This is a genomic window from Kitasatospora xanthocidica, assembly GCF_014656195.1.
GTDB lineage: Bacteria > Actinomycetota > Actinomycetes > Streptomycetales > Streptomycetaceae > Kitasatospora > Kitasatospora xanthocidica.
Genome location: NZ_BNBY01000012.1, coordinates 191,914 through 213,295, shown reverse-complemented (window position 1 = coordinate 213,295; position 21,382 = coordinate 191,914). Strand labels below are relative to the sequence as shown.

The window sequence follows — 21,382 nt, the reverse complement described above, 5'->3', positions numbered from 1 at the left end:
CGGCAGGCCCGCCCACGGGATGACGTCGGTCTGCGCCGCGCAGCACCGTATGTGACCTGTTCCTTTCAGAGTACGACGGGCAGGGGGCCCAGCCCAGTGGCGAAGCCCCGGAGCGACGTTGTTCCCGCGAAAGGGGGATGCGCCCGCCGTGGCAGTGCGCCCCGCCCGCAGGCCATCGCGCCCCCTCCGAGAAGGAGGTTCTCTGGAGCTTGACTGAGCGGACCGGGCGGCGCAACAGCCCCGCGGGACACCGTGACCGGACTGTCATGGATCGGCGACGATCCGTTGCGGCACGTCGCGAACCGTTACGCCCCGCCCGTCGCGAACCACCACGTCCCACAGCTCTCCGGCCGCCCCGCGGGCCCGCCCGCGCACCGCCCGTACCCGGCCCGCGCAGGATCCGTACGTCAGCCGTCGGAGCCCGAATCAGCCACTTCGTACGGCTTCGCGACGTGCTCTGGCATTTGCCACGTGCATAGGCGCGGGCGCTGGCACCATGCTCGGCATGCCCCTGCTCCTGTTCGACCTCGACAACACGCTGCTCCCCCGGGACGCCGCCTTCCGGGCGTGGGCGCAGGACTTCCTGTCCGACCACGGTCTGCCGCCCGGTGACCTCGACTGGTTCGTCACCCTCGACGGGGGCGGCTACGTACCGCGCAGCACCGTACTGTCCGCGGTCCGGCGCCGCTACGGCCTGGACGTGTCCACCGACTTCCTGCTCGCCCACTACCGACGCGGCATCAACTCCCATATCCACTGCCCGCCCCGGCACATCGAGGCGTTGCGGGCCGCGCGGGCGGCGGGGTGGACGCTCGGGATCGTCAGCAACGGCGGCACCGGGCCGCAGTTGGAGAAGATCCGCCGGACCGGGCTGGGGCCGCTGGTCGACGGCTGGGTCATCTCCGAGGAGGCCGACTGCCTCAAGCCGGACCCGCGGATCTTCGAGATCGCCGCCCAGCGTTGCGGTGTCGCGCCCAGCGGGGACTGGGCCGCGCGGACCTGGATGATCGGGGACCACGCGCCCGCGGACATCGCCGGGGCCGAACTGACCGGGCTGCGCAGCGTCTGGCTGCACCACGGCCGCCCGTGGGCGGAGATCGGCTACCGGCCGACGCTGAAGGCGGCCGGACTGCCGGAGGCCGTCGGCCAGGTGCTGGCCGCGCGCAGCGCGCCCTCGCCCCGGCCGGGGATCCGGGCCGGCGGGGCGTCCCGCCGGGGCGCGACCGGGGTGCCGGTGCGGGCGACGGCGCTTCTCGGCGCGCGGTCCGGCGCACGCCTGACGGCGGCCGCCCCGCAGGGCGCGAGTGCGCCCGTTCCCGCGAACGCCGGGACGGGCCGCGACCCGGGCGTAGCAGCCGGCTCGGGTGTCCGAAACCGGTCAGGCGGGTTTGCCGTGATCGCCGACGCCCGCACCGACGCGGGGGCGCTCTCCGGGGCAGGGGCGGAGGCCGGGCTCGGCGGGGGCGCAGACGACCTCGGGCGCGCGCCGGTCGTGCGCCCGGCGCCCCTCCGTACGGCACCCCTCCAGGCGGCGACCGACGGGCGGCCGGCAACCGCCCGGACCGTCTTCGCCGTGGCGCCCGGCGCGGCAGCCTCCCCGGGGTCGGCCCCGGCACCCGCGACGGCCGCCGCCGGATAGCAGCCCTTCGGCCCCACCGGCCCTACCAGTCCCAGGGGCCCCACCCACACCGGTGACCCCACCAGCCTCAGGGCCCCCGGGCCCCGTTTCGAACCCCCGTCGTCCGCTCCGAGGGCGGGCGGGGCGGGGTCGGGGCACCCGCGTCGCCAGGCGGGGGTTCGGAGACGGCTCCAGGGGCCCCGGCAGCGCTTGGCGGCCCCAGGGGCCCCACCACCAGCCGTGATGGTGCTCGGCCACCGACCGGCCACGGACCAGCCATGGACCGGCCACCGCTCGACAGCCCACCGGTCACGGACCACCGACCCGACCACTGGCGACCGGCCACCGACCACCGCCCGGCCGCTCCCCCCGGTCAGCCCGCCGCCGAGGTGCGGCTCCACCAGCAGGTGCGGGCCTGCTCGGTGAACCCGAGCTTGCGGTAGAGCGGTTCGCCGAGCGAGGTGGCGACCAGGGTGGCCGGGCGGTCCGGGTGCGCGTGGACCAGGGCGGTCTGCAGGACGACCTTGGCGACCCCCCGGCCGCGCCAGGCGGGCAGGGTGGCCACCCAGTACACGCCGGTGGCCCGGCCGTCGTCGTAGGTGAGGCAGGTACCGGCCACGGCGCCGTCGACCCGGCCGAGCCACGCCCGCCAGCCGGGTTCGGCCAGCAGCCGTTCCGGGAGCGCCTCGCCTCGGACCCAGGGCTGGCGGGCGGGCAGCGGGAATCCCTCCACGATCGCCCGTTCGACCTGCGCGAAACTGTCCCCGTCGACGGCCTCATCGACCGTCAGGGCGCCGCCCCCGTGCGCCTCGAAGACCGCGGGCAGCACGTCCGGCACGCCTTCGACCGGCGCCGGGTCACGGACCATCACCGGCATGACCGACGTCCGGTCGGCCCCGAAGCAGGTGAGGTCGAGCCCGCCGTACGGGTCCTCCAGGGTGAGGGATATGGTCGACCACTCGTCCAGCAGGTCAGCCAACTCCCGTTCCACCAAGCCTGGTTCGGCGTACGGGCGGGTGACCACGAAGCGGTGCGGGTCGCCCGGGGTCCGGGCGCAGCGGATCGCCGTCAGCCCTGGGAGGACACGGGTTCGCCAGCCGTGCGCACGGGCCTGGGCGAGCCAGAAGGCGGCGGCGTTGTCGTTGGCCCGTTCGAGCCGGCTGTCGGTGGTCACGGCAGGACCGTAACCCGACGGTCCGGATAGCGGTTCCACCCCGCCAGGCTTGGCCGGATGAAGCCTGGGAGGCGCACGACTCATCTCCGTGCGCCCTCTCGTGCACCGCCGATTTTCGGTCAATTTCGCGCCACTCTCTCCCGCTTGGGCAAATCCGCAGCCCAGACCCGCCGATCGGGCGCACGGGGGCCGGACGTCCCAGGAACGGCCCCGCGACAACCAGCCACCGTTGCCACGGCCCTCTTCCCAGAAGGGTCGACGGGTGCCACGCTTCGTGATCGAATGCATCACGCCAAATTGCCATGTCGACATAGCGTCGGATGGTGAACTTGTCACAACGGCAACGGTCCACCCGATAGATTTCGATCTTGGCCAGCAGTGCCGCACCACCCACACCACACCACCGAGGGGGCTTGAGCGCCTTGAGCAGGGTGAGCAGGAGCGACGCGGGTCCTGACAGCGGCCAGGCGACGGCCGGCACCGCGGGTCGGGCCGCGAGAAGCACCGGCACCTCCGCGATCGCCGCCACCACCCGCGCCTCCGGCATCCCGGGCCCCTCGGGCGCCGCCCCGCACCCCTCGTACCCCGCAGCGCACTCGCCCGCCGGCGGCCCGGGCGCGGTCCCGGCCCCCACCGAGCACGGTACGGCGGCGAGCGGGAACCACCAGCCCTACGGGGGCCAACCGGCGTTCGGCGGACACCCCACCGGCGGGCACACCGCCAACGGGCACCCCACCGGCGGGCACACCGCCAACGGGCACCCCACCGGCGGGCACACCGCCAACGGGCACCCCACCGGCGGGCACGCCGCCAACGGCGGACACCCCACCGGCGGACAGCCCGTCAGCCGAGGCCTCGTCAGCCACGCCCCGGCCTACGGCGGCGAGTACCCGGGCTACCCCGGCTACTCCGGCCATCCCGCCTACCCCGGCGGCGCTCCGGGCCAGAACGGCGCCTCCGGTGCCGTCGGCGGGGGCCCGCTCGGCAGCGGAGGCCCGCTCGGCGGCCTGGCGCTCGGCACCGCCCCCGGCCACGGTCCGCTGGGCCACGGCGGCCACGGCAGCCACAGCGGTCACGGCGGCCCCGGGGCGAACGGTGCCTCGGCGACGGTGACCTCGGCCGCCCCGCGCAAGCTGTCCGGCCGGCGCCGCCGGGAGACCGTCGCCGTGCTGATCTTCGGCGGCGCGCCGATCTTCGAGAGCTCCATCCCGCTCTCGGTCTTCGGCGTGGACCGCCAGGACGCCGGGGTGCCCCGCTACCGCCTGCTGGTCTGCGCCGGTGAGGAGGGCCCGCTGGCCACCACCGGCGGCCTGACCCTCTCCGCCCCGTACGGCCTGGAGGCCCTCGCCCGGGCCGGCACGATCGTCGTACCGGCCTGGCGCTCGATCTCCCAGCCCCCGCCGGTCGAGGCGATCACCGCCCTGCGCAAGGCCCACCACGAGGGCGCGCGGATCATCGGCCTCTGCACCGGCGCCTTCGTCCTGGCCGCCGCCGGTCTGCTCGACGGCCGCCCGGCGACCACCCACTGGATGTACGCGCCGACGCTGGCCAAACGCTACCCACGGGTCCACGTCGACCCGCGCGAGCTGTTCGTCGACGACGGCGACGTGCTCACCTCGGCCGGCACCGCCGCCGGCATCGACCTGTGCCTGCACGTGGTGCGCAGCGACCACGGCGCCGAGGCCGCCAACGCGCTGGCCCGCCGCCTGGTGGTGCCCAGCCGTCGCGGCGGCGGAGGACAGGCCCAGTACATCGATCAGTCTTTACCGGAGGAGATCGGCAACGACCCGTTGGCCGAGGTGGTCACCTGGGCGCTGGAGAACCTCAACCAGCAGTTCGACGTCGAGGTGCTGGCGGCTCGTGCCTACATGAGCCGGCGCACCTTCGACCGACGGTTCCGCACGCTCACCGGCAGTGCGCCGTTGCAGTGGCTGATCACCCAGCGGGTGCTCCAGGCGCAGCGGCTGCTGGAGACCTCGGAGCTGTCGGTGGACGACGTCGCGCGCCGGTGCGGGTTCCGTTCGCCGGTGGCACTGCGCGGGCACTTCCGGCGCCAGCTCGGGGTCTCCCCGGCCGCGTACCGGACCAGCTACCGGGCGCGCCGCCCTGGGCAGCAGCCGCCGACGGCGGCCGGTGCGCACGGCGGCGACCTGCGGCTGCCCGGCGCGCTGCAGCACGCGGCGGCCGGGGCGGCGGCGGGCGGTCAGCTGTTCGGCGGGGCGCACGGCGGGCAGTCGATGCAGCCGTTCCCGGCCGGTCCGGGGATGCCGGTGCCGGCCGGTGCCCACGGGCAGCCGGTGCCGCACGGTCAGCCGGTCGGCCACGGCCAGCCGGGAGCGCACGGCCAGACGCCCGGGTTCGGCCCGGGGCAGGCCGTGACGCCGGCCGCCCAGGCCTTCCACGCCCGGGCCGGTCAGCCCTACCCGCAGTCCGCGCAGCAGCCGCACCCCGGGCAGCAGGGTGCGGCGGGGCGCGGTCCGGCGCGGCCGCCGCTGGTGCCGCCGCAGGCCGGTGCGGGGACGGGACGTCCGCCGCGCACCGCCGAGCACGCGGCGGCCGAGGACGGCCTCCCCCAGCCGGGGGCGCGCGGCCAGGGCCAGGGGCACCGCAGCGCGGTCGAGCGTCCCGCGGACGAGCCGGGTGCGGCCGGACGCGGGCACGGCGCGGCCGGCGGCCGGATGCCCGCTCCCGGTGGGCAGCCGGCGCCCGGGTCGGGCGAGCTCCGCGGCCGTCAGGCCCGGGCGCCGCAGGTCCGCACCCAGGGCGGCCGACCCGCCGCCGAGGGTGCCCGGCCGGCGCGCGAGACCCGTACCGGACGGGACGGCCACCCGGTCCGCACCGGCCGGGAGGGTGAGCACCCGGACGGCCACGGCGCGCACGGCGGGGCGGAGGAGCACCAGGCCGAGGCCTGCGCTCCGGCACCCCGCTCGGCTCCACCGGTCCCCGCGGCGCGTGATCGCGCCGTAGGGTGAGTTGCGTGAATGACCGCTTGGTATGGATCGACTGTGAAATGACCGGCCTCGACCTCGACCGGGACGCCCTGGTCGAGGTCGCGGTGCTGGTGACGGACTCCGAGCTGAACGTCCTCGGCGAGGGCGTGGACGTCATCGTCCGCCCGCCGGCGGAGGCGCTGGCGAACATGCCCGAGGTGGTGCGCGCGATGCACACCGCCTCCGGCCTGCTGGACGAGCTGGAGCAGGGCGTGACCCTGGCCGAGGCGGAGGCGCTGGTGCTCGCGTACGTGCGCGAGCACGCGCCGGAGGCCGGGAAGACGCCCCTGTGCGGCAACTCGGTGGCCACCGACCGCGGCTTCCTGGCCCGGGACATGCCGGCCCTGGAGAAGCACCTGCACTACCGGATCGTGGACGTGTCCTCGATCAAGGAGCTGGCCCGCCGCTGGTACCCGAAGGCGTACTACAACAGCCCGCAGAAGGGCGGCAACCACCGGGCGCTCGCCGACATCCGGGAGAGCATCGACGAACTGCGGTACTACCGCGAGGCCGTGTTCGTCCCCCAGCCCGGCCCGGACGCCGACACCGCGCGCGCCATCGCCGGGAAGTACCAGGCCTCGGCCGACTGATCCCGGAACACCCGGGCGGGTCCCGTCGCGGGTCCAGTCGCGGGTCCCCCGTCAGGGGGCCCGTCACAGGGCCCGCCGCAGGACCGGTCGCAGACCCGCCGCAGGACCCTCCGGGGTGCCCGCGTCCGCCGGAACGAAACCGTGGCGCGAGCACCCTCTCCGATCCTGTAGAGTTCTCTCTGTCGGCACGGGAACGCGAGAGCGGGAACGGACCGGACAGATGGTGGGTATAGCTCAGTTGGTAGAGCACCTGGTTGTGGTCCAGGTGGCCGCGGGTTCGAGTCCCGTTACTCACCCCAGAGCCCGAGGGGCCGATCTCTTCAAGAGGTCGGCCCCTCGGGCGTTTTCGCATGCCCGCGTCCGGCGCGGCTTCAACTGCCCCCGCCGGCCCGGCTTTTCCGGTCGACCTCGGCCGACCCCTGCCGCCGGAAGCTACCAGCTAGTAACATCGTCGCCATGACCACACCTACGATCGGCCAGATGCTCGACTCCACCGTGCCGATGGCGCACACCCTGAAGCTCGAGTACCTGGAGACCACCCCCGAGCGCGCCGTGCTCCGGCTGCCCGACCAGCCCGCGTACCACAACCACGTCGGCGGCCCGCACGCCGGCGCGATGTTCACGCTCGCCGAGTCCGCCAGCGGCTGCATCGTGCTCGCCGCCTTCGGCGACCAGCTCTCCCGGGCCGTGCCGCTCGCCGTGAACGCCGAGATCGCGTACAAGAAGCTCGCCATGGGCGAGGTCACCGCCACCGCCGTGCTCGGCCGCCCGGCCGCCGAGGTCGTCGCCGAGCTGGACGCCGGCGGCCGCCCGGAGTTCCCGGTCACCGTCGAGATCACCCGCGCCGACGGCGCCGTCACCGGTGTGATGACCGTCACCTGGACCCTGCGCCCCAACTCCTGACCGCCGCGCGGTCCTCGGCCCCGGGAACACCAGCCCGGGGCCGCTCGCGCGATGACTGTCCGTGACGGCGGGCGTGACCTCACCCCCCGTCCGCTCGTTCTCAACTCACGTGCGAGCCAATCACGCGACCAAGCCCCGGGCACCCGCCCCCCACGGCATCACCGGAGCCCGGCGCGGGCCCACCCGATGGCTGCGCCGCCCCCGCGCCCTCGCGGCCGGCTGGGCCCTGCTCGCGCAACTCTGGGGGCTCGGCGCCGCCGGCGCGTACGCGGCCTCCGCCGAACCGCTGCCCGACCCCGCCCAGCCCGCCGTCCGCCGTGCCCTGCACGGCGCACCGGCGCTCGACGGACCCGCGCTCGACGGGTCGTCAACCGGACGCCCCGCCGGACCGGGGCAGTCCGCCACCGACCCGGCGGGCCGCTCCCCGGGGCTCGTCGGGGAGCTGACCGGCGACGGTCCGGCCGAAGGGGCCACCGGGGCGGTCCGCGACACCCTCCAGGACCGGATCCGGGCCGGCGGACTGCCCCTGCCCGGCCAACGGGCGGCCCTCCCCGACGCCTTCGCGATCGCCTCCGGCCTGCTCGACACCGTCCCCGCCCAGGCCAGGCCCGCCGAGACCCGTGCCTCCCGCGAGGGCGAACCCACCGGACCGCCCGCCGGCCGGCCGCGCCCCGGCACCGACCGGGCCGCCGTGCCGAGGCAGCGCGAGGTCGCGGAGGCCGCCACGGAGCCGCAGGCCGCCGCGGCGACCGTCACCACGCCCGGGGCCGCGGCCGACCGCGACGGAACGGCGCCCACCACCGCCCCCGCCGGCCCGGGCGACGCCGGGACGCCGGGAACACCCGAGACGCTCGCCATCGCCGACACCGCCACGGTGACCGCCGTGGACGACGGCTCCGCCACCGCGACCGCCGTCCTCGCCCCCATCGCCGCCGGACTCCTGCTCACCGGGGCGGCCATGTGCAAGCACCGCGGGCTGCCGCGCGGGCACTGAACGGGCCGGCGCCCAACGCACGGGCAGCAGGTCCGAGAGCGTGTCCGACGACGCGCGGCGGATCAGCGCGCGGCGCCGGGGTACGGGCGGTGCGAGGCGGCGGGTAGGGGCGCCGCCCTAAGCCCCGGACACCGGTTCCAGCGCCAGCAGCGGGAGTTCACGCCCGGGGATCGAAGCGGACGGGGTGCTGCCGATCCGGACCGCCCCCATGGCCCGGTAGAACGGCTCGGCGTGCGGGTCGGAGTCGATGGTGAGCCGACGCAGCCCGAGCGCCGTCGCCCGCTCGCGGACGTGGCCGAACAGGGCCCGGCCGACGCCCCGGCCGATCGCCCCGGGCTCGACGAAGAGCATCTCCAGCGACCCGCTCGGCGGCCCGCCGGACAGCAGGGCGAACCCCAGCACCCGGCCGTCCTCCTCGGCCACCGCCGTGAACGACCCCTCGATCACGGCGGCGTCGACGGTCAGCTCCTCCCGGCAGGCGGCCATGAAGGCCTCGTCGTACCCCCAGTACGCCTTGGACCGCAGTGCGATGCCGGTGAGCAGCGCGGCCTCGTCCGGTCTGGCCGGTCTGATCTGCACGGGGTAACCCCTTCGGTCGGCGACGACACGGACGGGGCCATTGTCGGCGGCGGTCCGGTCGCCTGCCAACGGTTTCGGTCCGCCGGCGGGCGGCGAGCGCGCAGCCGTCAGCGGAAGACGCCCGGGGGCGGTTCCGGGGACGGGGCGGCGGTGGCGTCCGTGGCCGGGGCGGCCCCGGCGGCGAAGTCGGTGAGGGCGCGGCCGTGTTCGACGCGGGCGTGGGCGGGGTCGGAGGCGGCGCGGCGGGTGAGGTCGGCGATCGGCAGCGGGGTGTGGGCGGCGGCCAGGACGAGGTTGCCGAAGCGCTTGCCGCGCAGCACGGCGGGGTCCGCGATGAGGCAGAGCTCGGGGAACACCGCGCCGAGGGTGGCGACCTGGGAGCGGGCGAAGGGCAGGGCCCCGCCGTCGGCGATGTTCGCGGCGTACCAGCCGCCGGGGGCGAGGGCCCGGGCGGCGAGGGTGGTGAACTCGACGGTGGTGCAGTGGGCCGGTGTACGGGCGCCGGAGAAGACGTCGGTGATGACCAGGTCGACGGTGCCCTCGGGGGTGCGCTCCAGCACGCTGCGGGCGTCCCCGCCGCGCACCTTGATCTGCCAGCTCCGGTCCAACGGCAGTTCAGCGCGGACGAGTTCGGTGAGCGCGGTGTCGATCTCGGCGACCTGCTGGCGGGAGCGCGGCCGGGTGGCGGCGGCGTAGCGGGCCAGGGTGAGGGCGCCGCCGCCCAGGTGCAGGACGGTCAGCGGGCGGCCGGGCGGGGCGACCAGGTCGATCAGGTGGCCGAGCCGGCGCTGGTACTCGAAGCCGAGGTGGGTGGGGTCGGCGAGGTCGACCAGGGACTGCGGGGCGCCGTCGATCAGCAGCGACCAGGCGGCGGGGCGGTCGCGGTCGGGCCGGAGTTCGGCCAGGCCGGAGCCGACGGGACGGGAGAGCGGGCCCTGGGCGTGGGTACGCCCGCCCGCGCCGGTGGCGGCCGCCGTCTCGCCGCCGCGCGCGGCCCTGCTGCTGCTTCGTCCCATGACGGCCATTATCGCCGCCGGGGCCGGGAACCCCTGGTCGGGCCAGGGCCAGGGCCAGGTCCAGGTCCAGCCGGGAACCCCTGGTCGGGCCGGAACCGCCGCTCCCCCGGTCGGGCCGGGACCGGCCACCCGCGCGGTCGCCGCCCCCGCCGCGGGAGCGCGCGTCGGCTAGAACGGGCCGAGGCCGCCCGCGGTGAGCGTGCAGGCGGCCTCGCAGAGGGCGGAGCGGAGCACCCAGGCGTCGGTGGGGCGCGCGGTGCAGCCAGCGCCGGCGGGCGGGATCACCCAGCGCGGGTCGGTGGCGGCGGGCACGAGGGCGCCCGCCGTACAGGAACTGCCGGGCAGGTGCCAGGTCTCCCAGGTGCCGGCCGGGACGAGGAAGGCGACCGTGCTGCCGTTGCGGCTCTGCAGCACGACCCCGCAGGCGCGGCGCAGCCTCAGGATGTCGACGGCTTCCAGGCCGTGCCGCAGGGCGACCGTCACGGTGTCGCAGCCGGTGACGAGGGTGCTCTCCTCGGGGACGGCGCGCTCGCGCCGGTGACCGCCGCAGGGGGCGCGTCCGCCCTCGACCGGTCCCCGGCCGGGGATCCGGTCGTCGGCGGGGTCGGGCAGCAGGGCGGGGGCTGCGCCGGCGAGCACGCCCCCGGCAACGGGTCGGTACTGCGGCAGTCCGGTGGCCATCACGGGCCCTCCTGTACCTCGTCGGATCCGGAAGCCCAGCCGCCCGGAGGGGCCACCGGGCTGGGGACGGACCGGGGCGACGGCCTGGGCTTCCACGTATCAGGACAACGCGGCGGACGCACCCCAGGCCACGGGGCGCATTACAGCAAGGCATGGCATTTCATGGCGGATATCCCGCAACATCGCCCGTTTTGCCCGGTATTGTCAGCAGATCTCCCGCGAACCCCATGTGTCCACTCGGTAACTCCGAGTACTCTCAGCGCCATGGCAGCCACCCCACCGGCCGAGCCGAACCGACCGTCCCCCAACACCGTGATGCGCGCGCTGCGCGGCGACCGTTCGCCCGGAGAGTTCGCCATGGCGGTGCGCCGGGCCGCCCGTGAGATCGGCGAGCACGTCTCCTGCGACGCCCGCTACGTCGGGCGGGTCGAGTCCGGTGAGATCCGCTGCCCCAACTACGCCTACGAGCGGGTCTTCCGGCACATGTGGCCGGACCGCACGCTCAGCGACCTCGGCTTCGCCTCCCGGACCGACGTCCGCCGCCGCTCGGCGGACGTCGGCACCGGGCGGGCCGAACCGTCCCCGCTCCACCCGCCGTTCCCGCCCCTGCCCGCCCCGCGCTCACCACTCTCCACTCAACTCCCGTACGCTGCCTCGCCGTACGTGGATCCAGCCGCACCGGTCGGCCCCCCGTGGCCGAGCCCCGGCGCGGTGCCCCGGGGGCCTGATGGATCGCCCTATCTCGACGAGGAGAACGACGACGTGCGTCGCCGTACGTTCCTGGCCGGCGGCACCACCGCGCTGGCCGCCGTGATCGGCATCGACCGGTCGGCCGCGGCCGCCGGTCGACCGGCCGGTGCCGACGGCGCCTCCGGTGTGCTCACCGGCCAAGGCGCCCTTCCCGGTACGGAGTTCGCCGTGCCGTCGCTGCTTCCGGCCGACCCCCCGGTGCCCGGCCGGCCCGGGCCGGTGCCGCCGCCGCGCCGGGTCGGCGCCGCCGAGGTGCTCGGGGTCGAACAGGCCGTCCGGGACATCCGGTTGGCCGACGACGCGCACGGCGCCGACGCCCTGTACGAATTCGCGGGGCAGTCGCTGCGCACCGCGTACGTCCTGCTCAACGAGGGCGAGTACAGCGCCGAGACGGAACGCCGGCTGCAGGCCGGAGCAGGTGAACTCGCCATCTCGGTCGGCTGGTTGGCCCACGACTCGAACCGGCTCGCGGACGCCCGCTCGTTCTACTCCGAGGCGCTGGCCACCGCCCGGATGGCCGCGGACCCGGCCCTGGAGGCGCACGTCTTCTGCAACAGCGCCTTCCTCGCCCGGGACGCCGGCCGCCCCCGCGAGGCGCTGCGCGCCGCCCAGGCCGGACAGGTCGCCGCCCGGGAGCTGGGCTCCGACCGGCTGCTCGCCCTGCTGGCCATGCGCGAGGCCGGCGCCTGGGCCCTGCTGCAGGACCGCGCCTCCTGCGAACGCGCGCTCGGCCGGGCGTACGGGCTGTTCGACCGCGGCCCCGCCGAGGCCGACCCGGAGTGGATGTCCTTCTTCGGCGAGGCCGAGATCGCCGGCCTCCAGTCGCAGTGCTGGTCCGCGCTCGGCGACTGGGACCGCGCCAGCGAGCAGGCCGGGCTGGCCATAACGCTGCAGGAGCCGCACTTCGTCCGCAACCGGGTCCTCTACACCGCCGAACTGGCCCACGACCGGCTCGGCCGGGGGGACGTGGCGGGCGCGGCCCACCACGGCTCCGCCGCCGTCGCGCTGTTCGGCGACGTCCGCTCGGCCCGGATCCGGAGCATGCTCGCGGACACCGCCGGGCGGCTGCGCCCGCACGTCGCGGTGCCCGAGGTGCGGCGGTTCCTGACCGCGTACGACCGGGTGGCGGCCGCCTGACACCGCCGGACCGGACGCGGGCGGCCGCCCGTCGGTGCCCACCAGCGCCGGTCAGTGCCCGGCGGTCAGCCCCTCCAGGTGGGAGAGGTCGTTCCAGATCTCCACGGCCGGGGCGCCGTACTCCCAGGACAGCACGCACAGCGCCGCCGTGCCGAGCTTGAAGCGCTGGGCGTACTCGGGCGGCAGGCCCAGCCAGCGGGCGGCCAGGATGCGCAGCAGGTGGCCGTGCGCGAACAGGACGACGTCCCGGTCGGCGCAGTGCATCACGGTGGTGTCCGGCTCCGGGACGCCGTGCTCCTGGTTGAGGCCGGCGAGGAAGGCGTCCACCCGGGCGGCCACCTCGGAGAGCTTCTCGCCACCGGGCACGCCGTCCCGCCAGATCAGCCAGCCGGGGTGGTCGGTGGCCCGGATGTCCACGCCGGTGCGGCCCTCGTAGCGGCCGTAGTCCCACTCCATCAGCTCCGGCCGGTCCACCGCGCGGTCGCCGAAGCCGGCCAGGGCGCAGGTCTCCTTGGCGCGGCCGAGCGGGCTGGTGTAGACGAGCGCGTCCGGCATCCCGTTCCAGGGGGCCTTGGCGAGGCGGGCGCCGAGGGCCCGGGCCATCGCGCGGCCCTCCTCGGTCAGCGGGATGTCGGTGCGGCCGGTGTGACGGCCGGTGGCGGACCACTCGGTCTCGCCGTGGCGGACCAGCACGATTCGGGCGGGCATGGGGGGCTCCTCGCAACGGGGCGGCGGCAACGGTCGGTCTCACCCTTGAGCACCGGGTTCCATGATCCCCCACCCGGACGGCGGACACGATCGCGGGCCGGTGCGGACGGCGTCCGGTCGGCCCGCGACCGATCGGCGGCCCGCCCGCGAACGATCGGCGGACGCCCCGCCGGCGACGCGCCGACACCGCGCCGACGGCCGGATCCGACCGCCCGCGTGCCCTCCGGCGGCCCGTCCGCACCGGGTTGTCGGACCCGGATGCGACACTGGGCCGCACCATGAACGTCTCGACGAACGTCCCGCCCGGCGGGTCCGCTGAGCCGCTCGCCCAGCGGCTCGCCGAGCTGCGCGGACCGGCCCCGCAGCGCAGTCTGAACGCCCGCTCCCTCGCCGCGCTGGCCGCCAATCCGGGCTGCCACCGCCGCGCGGTGCTCGACGCGGCCGGGGTCGACAAGTCGGCGCTGGCCGCCCGGCTCGGCCGCCCCGCCCCCTTCGGCCAGTCCCCCTTCGCGATCGCCCGCGGCGTGATCTTCGAGTCCCGGCTGAAGGCGGACGACTACGCCGCGCTGCTGGAGCCGCTCCGCCACCACCTCGGCGTCCCGGCGGACGGCCACGCCCCGCTGGAGGTGCCGGACCTGCTGCAGCGCTCCGGCCCCGCCGTCCGCGCCGACCGGACGGCCCAGGCGCTGGCCCGGGCCGCCGCCGACCCGGACGCCTGGACGCTGCTGGACCACCCCCTGCTGCGGCTGGACGTGGCCGGCGGCACCTCCTACCTGGAGCCGGACGCGCTCGTGGTGCACGGCGGGCGGTGCACGGTGGTCGAGATCAAGTCCTTCCCGGTGCTCGACGGCAGCGCGGACCCGGCCAAGGTCGGCGCCGCCGCCCGCCAGGCCGCCGTGTACGTGCTGGCGCTCCAGCGGGCCGCCGCCGCGGCGGCCGGGGTGCCCCTGAGCGACGACCCGTACACCGAGCAGCGGCTGCCGGGCAGCCCCCGGACCAGCGTGCTGCTGGTCTGCCCGAAGGACTTCGGCAACCGGCCGACGGCGGTCGCCGTCGACGTCCGCCGCGAACTGGCCACCACCCGCCGCCAGCTGAGCCGGATGACCGGCATCGGCCGGCTGCTGGAGGCGCTGCCCCCGGACGCGGGCTTCGACCTGGCCTGCGACGAGGCGGGCGCGCCGGCCCGGACGGCCGAGCAGCTGACCGCCTCGGTCGAGGCGGTGCCCGCCGCGTACAGCCCGGACTGCCTCTCCACCTGCGAGCTCGGCTTCCACTGCCGCGCCCGGGCCCGCCGCGACGACCGGGTCGAGCAGCTCGGCCGGGGCGTGCGCGGCGAGCTGGGCAGCATCCGGACAGTCGCCGAGGCGCTGGCCGCGGCCGGCACCAAGGCCGAGGACCTGGCCGGCACCGACGACGGCACCGATGACGACACCGACGGCGGCGCCGAGGACGCCGCCGAACGCCTGGCCTACGCGGCCGCCCTGCGCGCGGAAGCCCTGGCGGCGGGGGCGCCGGCATGAGCGGGAGCGACGGCATGAGCGGGAGCGACGGCATGACCGGGCGCGACGTGGGGATCGTCGAGGGGCGCGCGCGGACGCACGCCCCGGCCGGGCGCCGGGGGGCGGGCGCATGAGCCTCTTGACCACCCTGGCCCGGCTGGAGGCCGTCCGCAGCGGCCGGGCCGAGCCGCTGGCCACCGTCCGGCACCGGCACCTGTCCGACCGCCCGATGGTGCTGGTCCCGCTGACCGCGGCCGGCGAGTCCGGCGCGCCGCTGGCGGTGCTGCTGGGCACCGACCGGGAGGCGCCCCGGCTGCACCTGGTGCCGCAGCCGCTCAACCGCACCCTGCGGTCCGACTTCCTGGCCGGGCTGGCCGCCGACCTACTGCCCTACCTGGAGTCCTTCGCCGAGGACGTGGAGCAGATCGAGGGCTCCGAGAAGGACCCGGAGACCGGCGAGAAGACCCAGGTGTTCCGCGAGCTGTGCGCGGACGCCCCGCAGCTGATCGTGCCGAACGGCGCCGGTGTGCGGCACCTCGCCCTGATCGGCCGCTCGACCCGTTTCCGCCGCACCGCCGAGGACGCGGACCCGGGCCCCTACCCGGCGCCGGTCCGGGTGCCGCTGCTCGGCCGCTGGCTGACGCACTTCACCGACCGCGCCCAGGTGCCCGGCTCCAGCCTGCTGCTGCCGATGACCAGCCTGCTGGCCCGGCACTGGGCCACCGGCCAGAGCCACCTGGAGGACCAGCACCTGGCGGCCCGGCTGGCCTGGCACCGTCCGCCGCCCGGCCTGACCGGTGCCGAGGCGGCCGAGCTGGCCGAGTCCGCCCGGGACGACGCCGGACAGCTGCTGCACCCGCCGGCCGGCCCGGCCACCGACCCCCGCTTCGACGAGGCGGTGCTCGCCCCGGCGATCACCCGCTACGACTCCGCCGCGGGCGCCCTGCGGCACGCCGCCGAGCAGGGCGACGAGGCCGCCGCCGAGCGCGCCCGGGCGGCCGTGCGGGCCGCGGTCGGGCAGCTGGAGGAAGCGCTGACGGCCGTCCTGCTGCCGACCTGGCGGGACGTCTGGTACGGCCTGGACCTGCTGCGCGCCCTGCCACCGGCCGGGCACCTGGAGGAGCGCTGGACCGGCGACCGCTGGTCCTTCACCGGCCACCGGGACCGCCTGGCGGCCGGTGAGCCCCCGCAGCCCCGGCAGGACGACGCCGTCACCGCCGCCCGCAAGCTCGCCCAGCGCGAGCGCGAGCAGGCCCGGCTGGACGTCCAGGAGGCGCTGGACGACCCGCTGGCGATGGCCGAGCACCGGCTGGCCGGCGAGGCGTTCAGCGGGGTGGTGACCGAGGTGGTGCCGGACTGGGACACCACCGGCCGCTCCCCCAAGCCCCGCCCGCTGGTCACCCTGCGCACCACCGACCGTCCGCACGCGGACCTCGGCCGGGAGGCGCACCGGGTCTGGGGGTCTTCGCGGCCGGAGGGCGGCGCCGGCCCGTCGGCGCAGAAGGCCGAGATCGTCGCGGTCGACCCCGTCGGGGGCACCGTCACGCTGCGGGTGCTGTCCGGCATGGGCCGCCGGAAGGAGCCGGAGCCGGGCAGCCTGCCCGAGCCCGGCGAGGCGGTCACCTTCACCCTGTTCGAGTTGACGGTCCGCCAGTCCGCGCCGCTGCCCGAGCCGGACGACACCCCGTGGACGCACGGCGGCCCGCCCGGCGCCGCGCCCGTACCTGCCCCGTCCACCTCCGAGGAGTGGGAGTGATGGCCACCCCGCCCCCTGTGCCGACCCCTGCGCAGTCCCCCGAGCGGTCGCCCGCGCCGACCCCTGCGCCGACCCCCGAGCCGGCCGCCCGGCAGGCCCCGGGCGCGGCCGCCGACGCCGCCGTGGCCGGGATCCTGGCGGCGACGGTCCGCCCGCCGGCCGGCGCCCCGCGCGGCGTGGTGGTGGACTCCCCGCCCGGCGCCGGGAAGTCGACGCTGGTGGTCCGGGCCGCCCGCGAGCTGGTCGAGGCCGGCGAGCGGCTGATGATCGTCGCCCAGACCAACGGTCAGGTGGACGACCTGGTCGGCCGACTGGCCGAGAAGGCGCCGGGCCTGACGATCGGCCGGCTGCACGCCGCCGACTCCAGGCCGGGCCCGGAGGTGCTGAAGCACGCCAGTGTGACGCCCTCCGACAAGGTCGGCGAGCTGGCCGGGCACGACGTGGTGATCTCCACCGCGGCCAAGTGGCAGTGGGTGCGGGCCGAGGCGCCGTGGCGGCACGCGATCGTCGACGAGGCGTACCAGATGCGCTCGGACGCCCTGCTCGCGGTGGCCCGGCTGTTCGAGCGGGCGCTGTTCGTCGGCGACCCGGGCCAGCTGGACCCGTTCACCGTGGTCGGCACCGAGCAGTGGGCCGGGCTGTCGTACGACCCGTCCGGCAGCGCCGTGGTCACCATGCTGGCGCACAACCCGCAGATCGAGCCGCACCGGCTGCCGGTCTCCTGGCGGCTGCCCGCCAGCGCGGCGCCACTGATCTCCCGGGCGTTCTACCCGTACACGCCGTTCCGCTCCGGCACCGGTCCGGACGACCGTCTCCTGACCGCCGCCGTCCGCCCCGACGGCTCGGCGCTGGACGCGGCGATCGACCGGGCCGCCGAGCACGGCTGGGCCCTGCTGGAGCTGCCCGCCCGGCACACCGTGCGGACCGACCCGCAGGCGGTGGCTGCGGTCGCGGCCACCGTGCGCCGGCTGCTGGACCGCGGGCTCACGGCGCACTCCGAGCAGGGCCGGACGCCGCTCACCGCGGACCGGGTCGCCGTCGGCACCGCCCACCGCGACCAGGCGGCGGCGGTGCGCGCGGCCCTGCTGAAGCTGGGCGTCCCGGTGGACGGCGCGGCCGGGCCGGCCGTCACGGTGGACACCGCCAACCGGCTGCAGGGCCGCGAGTACGACGTCACCGTGGTGCTGCACCCGCTCTCCGGCCGCCCGGACGCGACCGCCTTCCACCTGGAGACCGGCCGGCTCTGTGTGCTCGCCTCCCGTCACCGGCACGCCTGCATCGTGGTGGCCCGGGCCGGGATCGCCGGGCTGCTGGACGAGCACCCGGCCACCGAGCCGGTGCAGTTGGGGGTCCCGGTGGCCTTTCCGGACGGCTGGGAGGCCAACCATCAGGTGCTGGACCACCTGAGCGGCCACCGGGTCCGCCTGCGGTAGGGACCGGTAGGCGTCAGTCCTCGGTCTCGCAGACCGCGAAGGCCTTGACGGCCGTGTGGTCGGCCCGCGCGTACCAGCTCTTCGCGTCGACGGACGGGCCGTTGTAGGTGACGGTGTCGTGCGCCCCGGGGGGCAGCTGGTACCCGCCGCCGGTCAGGTGGGTGCCGCTCGGGCAGGTCGCCTGCGACAGGCCGCCGGGCGGGCTCGGCTCGCCCTGCACCACCAGCGCCGTCTCGGCGGCGAAGGCCGGAGTCGCCGTGGCCGGTCCGAGGGCCGGGGTGATCAGCAGGAGGCCGGCCGCGAGGCCCTTCCGTACGCGCATGGGGTTCTCCGTGGGGTTGTGGGCGACCGGAACGCCCGGACGGCTGGACGCCGGGAACACCCGGACAACCGATTCGCATGCGATCAGGTCACCCCGCGCCCGTTGCGCGCCCCGGGGCGCACGCCGGGGAATAGCGCCCGCACGCGCACCGTTCCGTTACCGGCCTTCGCCGCGAGACAATGGACGACGGCCACAACCCGGGCGGCGCAGCCCGGTGCAGCTCTGCCCGCCCCATCGAGACCCCGGAGGTGTCCGTCCATGCCCGACTCCCCTGCTGAGTCGACCGAGCCGACCAGGCGTAGGCGTCCGGTGCAGCTGCTGTTCGAGCCGCAGTCCGCCGAACCGGAGCCGGAACGATTCTTCGACCTGGAGTCGATCGCGGACCCGGCGGAGCTGCTGCGCCGCTCCACCGAGCTGGCCCTGGCCTTCCGGGCGGCGGCCGAGCGGGCCACCGACTTCCAGGCCGTCGCCGCCGCCCAGCTCGCCGACCCGCGCCGGTTCGACGCGCTCTCGGACGCCGACATCGCCGTTCGGGCGGACTGGACCCCGGACTACGCCGCCAAGATGATCGAGTACGGCCGCACCCTGCTCGAACCGCGCCGCCACGAGGACTGACCGCCGGCCCGTTGGCATATGCCAGTGGCGGAGGGTACGCGATGCCCCGCCGCCCTGTCCGGCGAACACCGCTTTCCACCGTTCCCGGGGCGCGCACGGCGCACGCTGCTGTGCGTGGACATCTGGACCTATCAGTCGGTGGAGTACGTCAGCGCGGCCGGGGAGGCCTGGCTCGCCTCCGCCAGCGAGTACCCGCGCAGCATGCGCGCCCTCTGGGAGACCCGCCCGTGGGCGCCCTCGGTGCTGCCCTGCGGGCGCGCCTTCGACGTGATCAGCATGCCGGCGCTGTTCGGCCGCCGGGTGCTGGACGAACTGTGGGCCTCCGGGCCCGGCTGCGGGCCGGTGGCGAGCCACCGGGGCCGGACCCTGCTGTTCGTCCAGCCGGGCGCGGCGCCCCGGCTGCGCCGGCTGCTGGCCTGGGAGGAGTGGGCCCGGGACGTGCCGCCGCTGCTGTGCCACGGCAAGGGCGACGCGGTGACCGTGCCGCCGCTGCAGCGGATGCTGAACAGCCCGGACTCCCCAGGCCGGGGCGCCGGGCGGTGGATCGTCGCCCCGGACGAGCGGGAGCCCTGGCTGCCCGGCGCCTCGGTGCTGCTGTGGGCCTGCGTCCGGGCGGCGCGCGAGCCGGGCGCGCCGGTGCCCGCCGGGGCGGCCGTCGTGTCCGGCGGGTGAACGCGGGACGACCGGTATTCGATTTTGGCCCGGACGCACGGCGCTGCTAGAGTCTTCTCTGTCAGCAGGCGCCGCTAGCTCAGTTGGTTAGAGCAGCTGACTCTTAATCAGCGGGTCCGGGGTTCGAGTCCCTGGCGGCGCACAGACAGCCGGAAGGCCCCTTGCGAAAGCAGGGGGCCTTCCGGCGTTTTCGGCTTCCTGTTCCCGGAAGACGGGACGGCCGGACCGCCCGCCGGAGCGGACGGCCCGGCCGGGGGCTCAGCGGCCGCGCAGCGCCCGGTAGCGGGCGACCAGCTCGGCGGTGGAGCTGTCCAGCTGCTCGGCGCCCTCGCCGGTGAGCAGCACCGGCTCGATCCGCTTGGCGAGCACCTTGCCCAGCTCGACGCCCCACTGGTCGAAGGAGTCGATGTTCCAGATCGCGCCCTGGACGAACACCTTGTGCTCGTAGAGCGCGACCAGCTGGCCGAGCACCGACGGGGTCAGCTCGCCGGCCAGGATCGTGGTGGTCGGGTGGTTGCCCTTGAAGGTCTTGTGCGGGACGAGCTCGGCGGGCACGCCCTCGGCCGCGACCTCCTCCGGGGTCTTGCCGAAGGCCAGCGCCTGGGTCTGCGCGAAGAAGTTGGCCAGCAGCAGGTCGTGCTGGGCGACCAGGCCCGGGAGCAGGTCGGCGACCGGCCGCGCGAAGCCGATGAAGTCGGCCGGGATCACCTTGGTGCCCTGGTGCAGCAGCTGGTAGTAGGCGTGCTGGCCGTTGGTGCCGGGGGTGCCCCAGACCACCGGGCCGGTCTGCCAGTCCACCGGGGTGCCGTCGCGGGTCACCGACTTGCCGTTGGACTCCATGTCCAGCTGCTGCAGGTAGGCGGTGAACTTGGACAGGTAGTGCGAGTACGGCAGCACCGCGTGCGCCTGGGCGTCGAAGAACGCGCCGTACCAGACGCCCAGCAGGCCGAGCAGCAGCGGGACGTTCTGCTCCGCCGGGGCGGTGCGGAAGTGCTCGTCGACCAGGTGGAAGCCGTCCAGCATCTCGCGGAAGGCGTCCGGGCCGATGGCGATCATCAGCGAGAGGCCGATCGCCGAGTCGTAGGAGTAGCGGCCGCCGACCCAGTCCCAGAACTCGAACATGTTGGCGGTGTCGATGCCGAAGTCCTGCACGCCCCGGGCGTTGGTGGACAGCGCGACGAAGTGCTTGGCCACCGCCTCGGTGCCGGCGCCCAGGCCGTCGAGCAGCCAGTCGCGGGCGGAGACCGCGTTGGTGATGGTCTCGATCGTGGTGAAGGTCTTCGAGGCGACGATGAACAGCGTCTCGGCCGGGTCGAGGTCGCGGACGGCCTCGTGCAGGTCGGCGCCGTCCACGTTGGAGACGAAGCGGACCTCCAGGTCGCGCCGGGTGAACGAGCGCAGCACCTCGTAGGCCATCGCCGGGCCGAGGTCGGAGCCGCCGATGCCGATGTTGACGACGGTGCGGATCCGCTTGCCGGTGTGGCCCGTCCACTCGCCGCCGCGGACGCGCTCGGCGAAGGCCGCCATCTTGTCGAGGACGGCGTGCACGGCGGGCACCACGTTCTCGCCGTCGACCTCGATCACGGCGTCGCGCGGGGCGCGCAGCGCGGTGTGCAGGACGGCGCGGTGCTCGGTGTTGTTGATCTTCTCGCCGCGGAACATCGCGTCCCGCAGCTCGGCGACGCCGGTGGCGGCGGCGAGTTCGCGCAGCAGCGCCAGCGTCTCGTCGGTGACCAGGTGCTTGGCGTAGTCGACGTGCAGGTCGCCGACCCGCAGGGTGAGGCGGCGGCCGCGCTCCGGGTCGGCGGCGAACAGCTCGCGCAGGTGGGTGTCGCCCAGCTCGGCCCGGTGCTTGGCCAGGGCGGCCCACTGCGGGGTGCGGTCCAGCGGGGTGCGGGCGTCGGCGCGGGTCTCCGACATCGGTGGGTCCTCGATTCATCTGGGT

Annotated in this window: 17 protein-coding genes, 2 tRNA genes and 1 pseudogene; 13 read left to right on the top strand and 7 right to left on the bottom strand. The window is 76.0% G+C overall.

Translation table 11 applies throughout. The features are described from left to right. Positions 1 to 505 precede the first annotated feature (505 nt). Positions 506 to 1,639, top strand: a complete 1,134-nt coding sequence (locus IE332_RS41140; RefSeq protein ID WP_229928817.1) for an HAD family hydrolase — start codon at positions 506 to 508, stop codon at positions 1,637 to 1,639. Between the two features lie 352 nt (positions 1,640 to 1,991). Here the strand turns inward: IE332_RS41140 and IE332_RS22675 are convergent, their stop codons facing one another. After that, positions 1,992 to 2,792, bottom strand: a complete 801-nt coding sequence (locus tag IE332_RS22675) for a GNAT family N-acetyltransferase (protein ID WP_189919422.1) — start codon at positions 2,790 to 2,792, stop codon at positions 1,992 to 1,994. Positions 2,793 to 3,901: 1,109 nt separating this feature from the next. Between IE332_RS22675 and IE332_RS22670 the strand changes: the two are divergent. The 5 genes and pseudogenes from IE332_RS22670 to IE332_RS22650 all read left to right on the top strand — a co-directional run. After that, positions 3,902 to 4,907 (top strand): annotated as a pseudogene (locus tag IE332_RS22670) (helix-turn-helix domain-containing protein); the annotation flags it as partial. An 862-nt stretch (positions 4,908 to 5,769) separates the two neighbouring features. After that, positions 5,770 to 6,372: an oligoribonuclease gene (orn, locus tag IE332_RS22665; RefSeq protein ID WP_189919421.1), complete on the top strand. Its 603-nt coding sequence runs from the start codon at positions 5,770 to 5,772 to the stop codon at positions 6,370 to 6,372. Positions 6,373 to 6,595: 223 nt separating this feature from the next. Then, positions 6,596 to 6,671: transfer RNA gene (locus tag IE332_RS22660), tRNA-His, on the top strand. Positions 6,672 to 6,828: 157 nt separating this feature from the next. After that, positions 6,829 to 7,275 (top strand): DUF4442 domain-containing protein, encoded by a 447-nt coding sequence (locus tag IE332_RS22655; protein WP_189919419.1) that lies wholly within the window; start codon positions 6,829 to 6,831, stop codon positions 7,273 to 7,275. 109 nt (positions 7,276 to 7,384) lie between these two features. Then, on the top strand, positions 7,385 to 8,269 hold the full coding sequence (locus IE332_RS22650; protein WP_189919417.1) for a hypothetical protein: 885 nt from the start codon (positions 7,385 to 7,387) through the stop codon (positions 8,267 to 8,269). 117 nt (positions 8,270 to 8,386) lie between these two features. On the opposite strand, the gene IE332_RS22645 is transcribed toward IE332_RS22650, so the two are convergent. The 3 genes from IE332_RS22645 to IE332_RS41130 all read right to left on the bottom strand — a co-directional run bounded on the left by IE332_RS22645 (position 8,387) and on the right by IE332_RS41130 (position 10,545). Then, a complete protein-coding gene (locus IE332_RS22645; protein WP_229928816.1) occupies positions 8,387 to 8,848 on the bottom strand; it encodes a GNAT family N-acetyltransferase in 462 nt (153 codons plus the stop codon). 107 nt (positions 8,849 to 8,955) lie between these two features. Then, the gene (locus tag IE332_RS22640; RefSeq protein ID WP_189919414.1) at positions 8,956 to 9,864 is read right to left on the bottom strand and encodes a spermidine synthase; all 909 of its coding nucleotides are present in this window, start codon (positions 9,862 to 9,864) and stop codon (positions 8,956 to 8,958) included. A 168-nt stretch (positions 9,865 to 10,032) separates the two neighbouring features. Then, on the bottom strand, positions 10,033 to 10,545 hold the full coding sequence (locus IE332_RS41130) for a hypothetical protein (protein WP_229928815.1): 513 nt from the start codon (positions 10,543 to 10,545) through the stop codon (positions 10,033 to 10,035). A 264-nt stretch (positions 10,546 to 10,809) separates the two neighbouring features. On the opposite strand from IE332_RS41130, the gene IE332_RS22630 reads away from it, so the two are divergent. Then, complete coding sequence (locus IE332_RS22630; RefSeq protein ID WP_189919412.1) at positions 10,810 to 12,432, top strand: NsdA family TPR-like regulatory protein; 1,623 nt, start codon at positions 10,810 to 10,812, stop codon at positions 12,430 to 12,432. 51 nt (positions 12,433 to 12,483) lie between these two features. On the opposite strand, the gene IE332_RS22625 is transcribed toward IE332_RS22630, so the two are convergent. After that, a complete protein-coding gene (locus tag IE332_RS22625) occupies positions 12,484 to 13,140 on the bottom strand; it encodes a histidine phosphatase family protein (protein WP_189919410.1) in 657 nt (218 codons plus the stop codon). A 278-nt stretch (positions 13,141 to 13,418) separates the two neighbouring features. Between IE332_RS22625 and IE332_RS22620 the strand changes: the two genes are divergently transcribed. From IE332_RS22620 to IE332_RS22610, 3 genes are all read left to right on the top strand, one after another. Continuing rightward, positions 13,419 to 14,660 (top strand): hypothetical protein, encoded by a 1,242-nt coding sequence (locus IE332_RS22620; RefSeq protein WP_189919408.1) that lies wholly within the window; start codon positions 13,419 to 13,421, stop codon positions 14,658 to 14,660. 109 nt (positions 14,661 to 14,769) lie between these two features. Beyond that, positions 14,770 to 16,395, top strand: a complete 1,626-nt coding sequence (locus IE332_RS22615; RefSeq protein WP_189919406.1) for an ATP synthase subunit B family protein — start codon at positions 14,770 to 14,772, stop codon at positions 16,393 to 16,395. Continuing rightward, positions 16,395 to 17,828 carry an AAA family ATPase gene (locus IE332_RS22610; protein ID WP_189919405.1) on the top strand — a complete coding sequence of 478 codons (1,434 nt, stop codon included), beginning with the start codon at positions 16,395 to 16,397 and terminating at the stop codon, positions 17,826 to 17,828. The genes IE332_RS22615 and IE332_RS22610 overlap by 1 nt, the downstream gene beginning before the upstream one ends. A 13-nt stretch (positions 17,829 to 17,841) precedes the next feature. On the opposite strand, the gene IE332_RS22605 is transcribed toward IE332_RS22610, so the two are convergent. Further along, positions 17,842 to 18,150, bottom strand: a complete 309-nt coding sequence (locus IE332_RS22605) for a hypothetical protein (protein WP_189919403.1) — start codon at positions 18,148 to 18,150, stop codon at positions 17,842 to 17,844. A 258-nt stretch (positions 18,151 to 18,408) separates the two neighbouring features. Between IE332_RS22605 and IE332_RS22600 the strand changes: the two genes are divergently transcribed. From IE332_RS22600 to IE332_RS22590, 3 genes are all read left to right on the top strand, one after another. Continuing rightward, on the top strand, positions 18,409 to 18,765 hold the full coding sequence (locus tag IE332_RS22600) for a DUF8844 domain-containing protein (protein ID WP_189919401.1): 357 nt from the start codon (positions 18,409 to 18,411) through the stop codon (positions 18,763 to 18,765). Positions 18,766 to 18,879: 114 nt separating this feature from the next. Further along, positions 18,880 to 19,437, top strand: coding sequence for a bifunctional DNA primase/polymerase (locus tag IE332_RS22595; RefSeq protein ID WP_373313795.1), 558 nt, complete (start codon positions 18,880 to 18,882; stop codon positions 19,435 to 19,437). A gap of 68 nt (positions 19,438 to 19,505) precedes the next feature. Further along, positions 19,506 to 19,579, top strand: a tRNA-Lys gene (locus IE332_RS22590). Positions 19,580 to 19,695: 116 nt separating this feature from the next. Here IE332_RS22590 and pgi read toward each other — a convergent pair. Further along, positions 19,696 to 21,357, bottom strand: coding sequence for a glucose-6-phosphate isomerase (pgi, locus tag IE332_RS22585; RefSeq protein WP_189919397.1), 1,662 nt, complete (start codon positions 21,355 to 21,357; stop codon positions 19,696 to 19,698). Positions 21,358 to 21,382: the final 25 nt, after the last annotated feature.

Coding starts and splice junctions, on each gene's coding strand:
- IE332_RS41140 (WP_229928817.1), top strand. CDS start 506: ATGCCCCTGCTCCTGTTCGACCTCGACAACACGCTGCTCCCCCGGGAC.
- IE332_RS22655 (WP_189919419.1), top strand. CDS start 6,829: ATGACCACACCTACGATCGGCCAGATGCTCGACTCCACCGTGCCGATG.
- IE332_RS22640 (WP_189919414.1), bottom strand. CDS start 9,864: ATGGGACGAAGCAGCAGCAGGGCCGCGCGCGGCGGCGAGACGGCGGCC.
- IE332_RS41130 (WP_229928815.1), bottom strand. CDS start 10,545: ATGGCCACCGGACTGCCGCAGTACCGACCCGTTGCCGGGGGCGTGCTC.
- IE332_RS22630 (WP_189919412.1), top strand. CDS start 10,810: ATGGCAGCCACCCCACCGGCCGAGCCGAACCGACCGTCCCCCAACACC.
- IE332_RS22625 (WP_189919410.1), bottom strand. CDS start 13,140: ATGCCCGCCCGAATCGTGCTGGTCCGCCACGGCGAGACCGAGTGGTCC.
- IE332_RS22620 (WP_189919408.1), top strand. CDS start 13,419: ATGAACGTCTCGACGAACGTCCCGCCCGGCGGGTCCGCTGAGCCGCTC.
- IE332_RS22615 (WP_189919406.1), top strand. CDS start 14,770: ATGAGCCTCTTGACCACCCTGGCCCGGCTGGAGGCCGTCCGCAGCGGC.
- IE332_RS22610 (WP_189919405.1), top strand. CDS start 16,395: ATGGCCACCCCGCCCCCTGTGCCGACCCCTGCGCAGTCCCCCGAGCGG.
- IE332_RS22605 (WP_189919403.1), bottom strand. CDS start 18,150: ATGCGCGTACGGAAGGGCCTCGCGGCCGGCCTCCTGCTGATCACCCCG.
- IE332_RS22600 (WP_189919401.1), top strand. CDS start 18,409: ATGCCCGACTCCCCTGCTGAGTCGACCGAGCCGACCAGGCGTAGGCGT.
- pgi (WP_189919397.1), bottom strand. CDS start 21,357: ATGTCGGAGACCCGCGCCGACGCCCGCACCCCGCTGGACCGCACCCCG.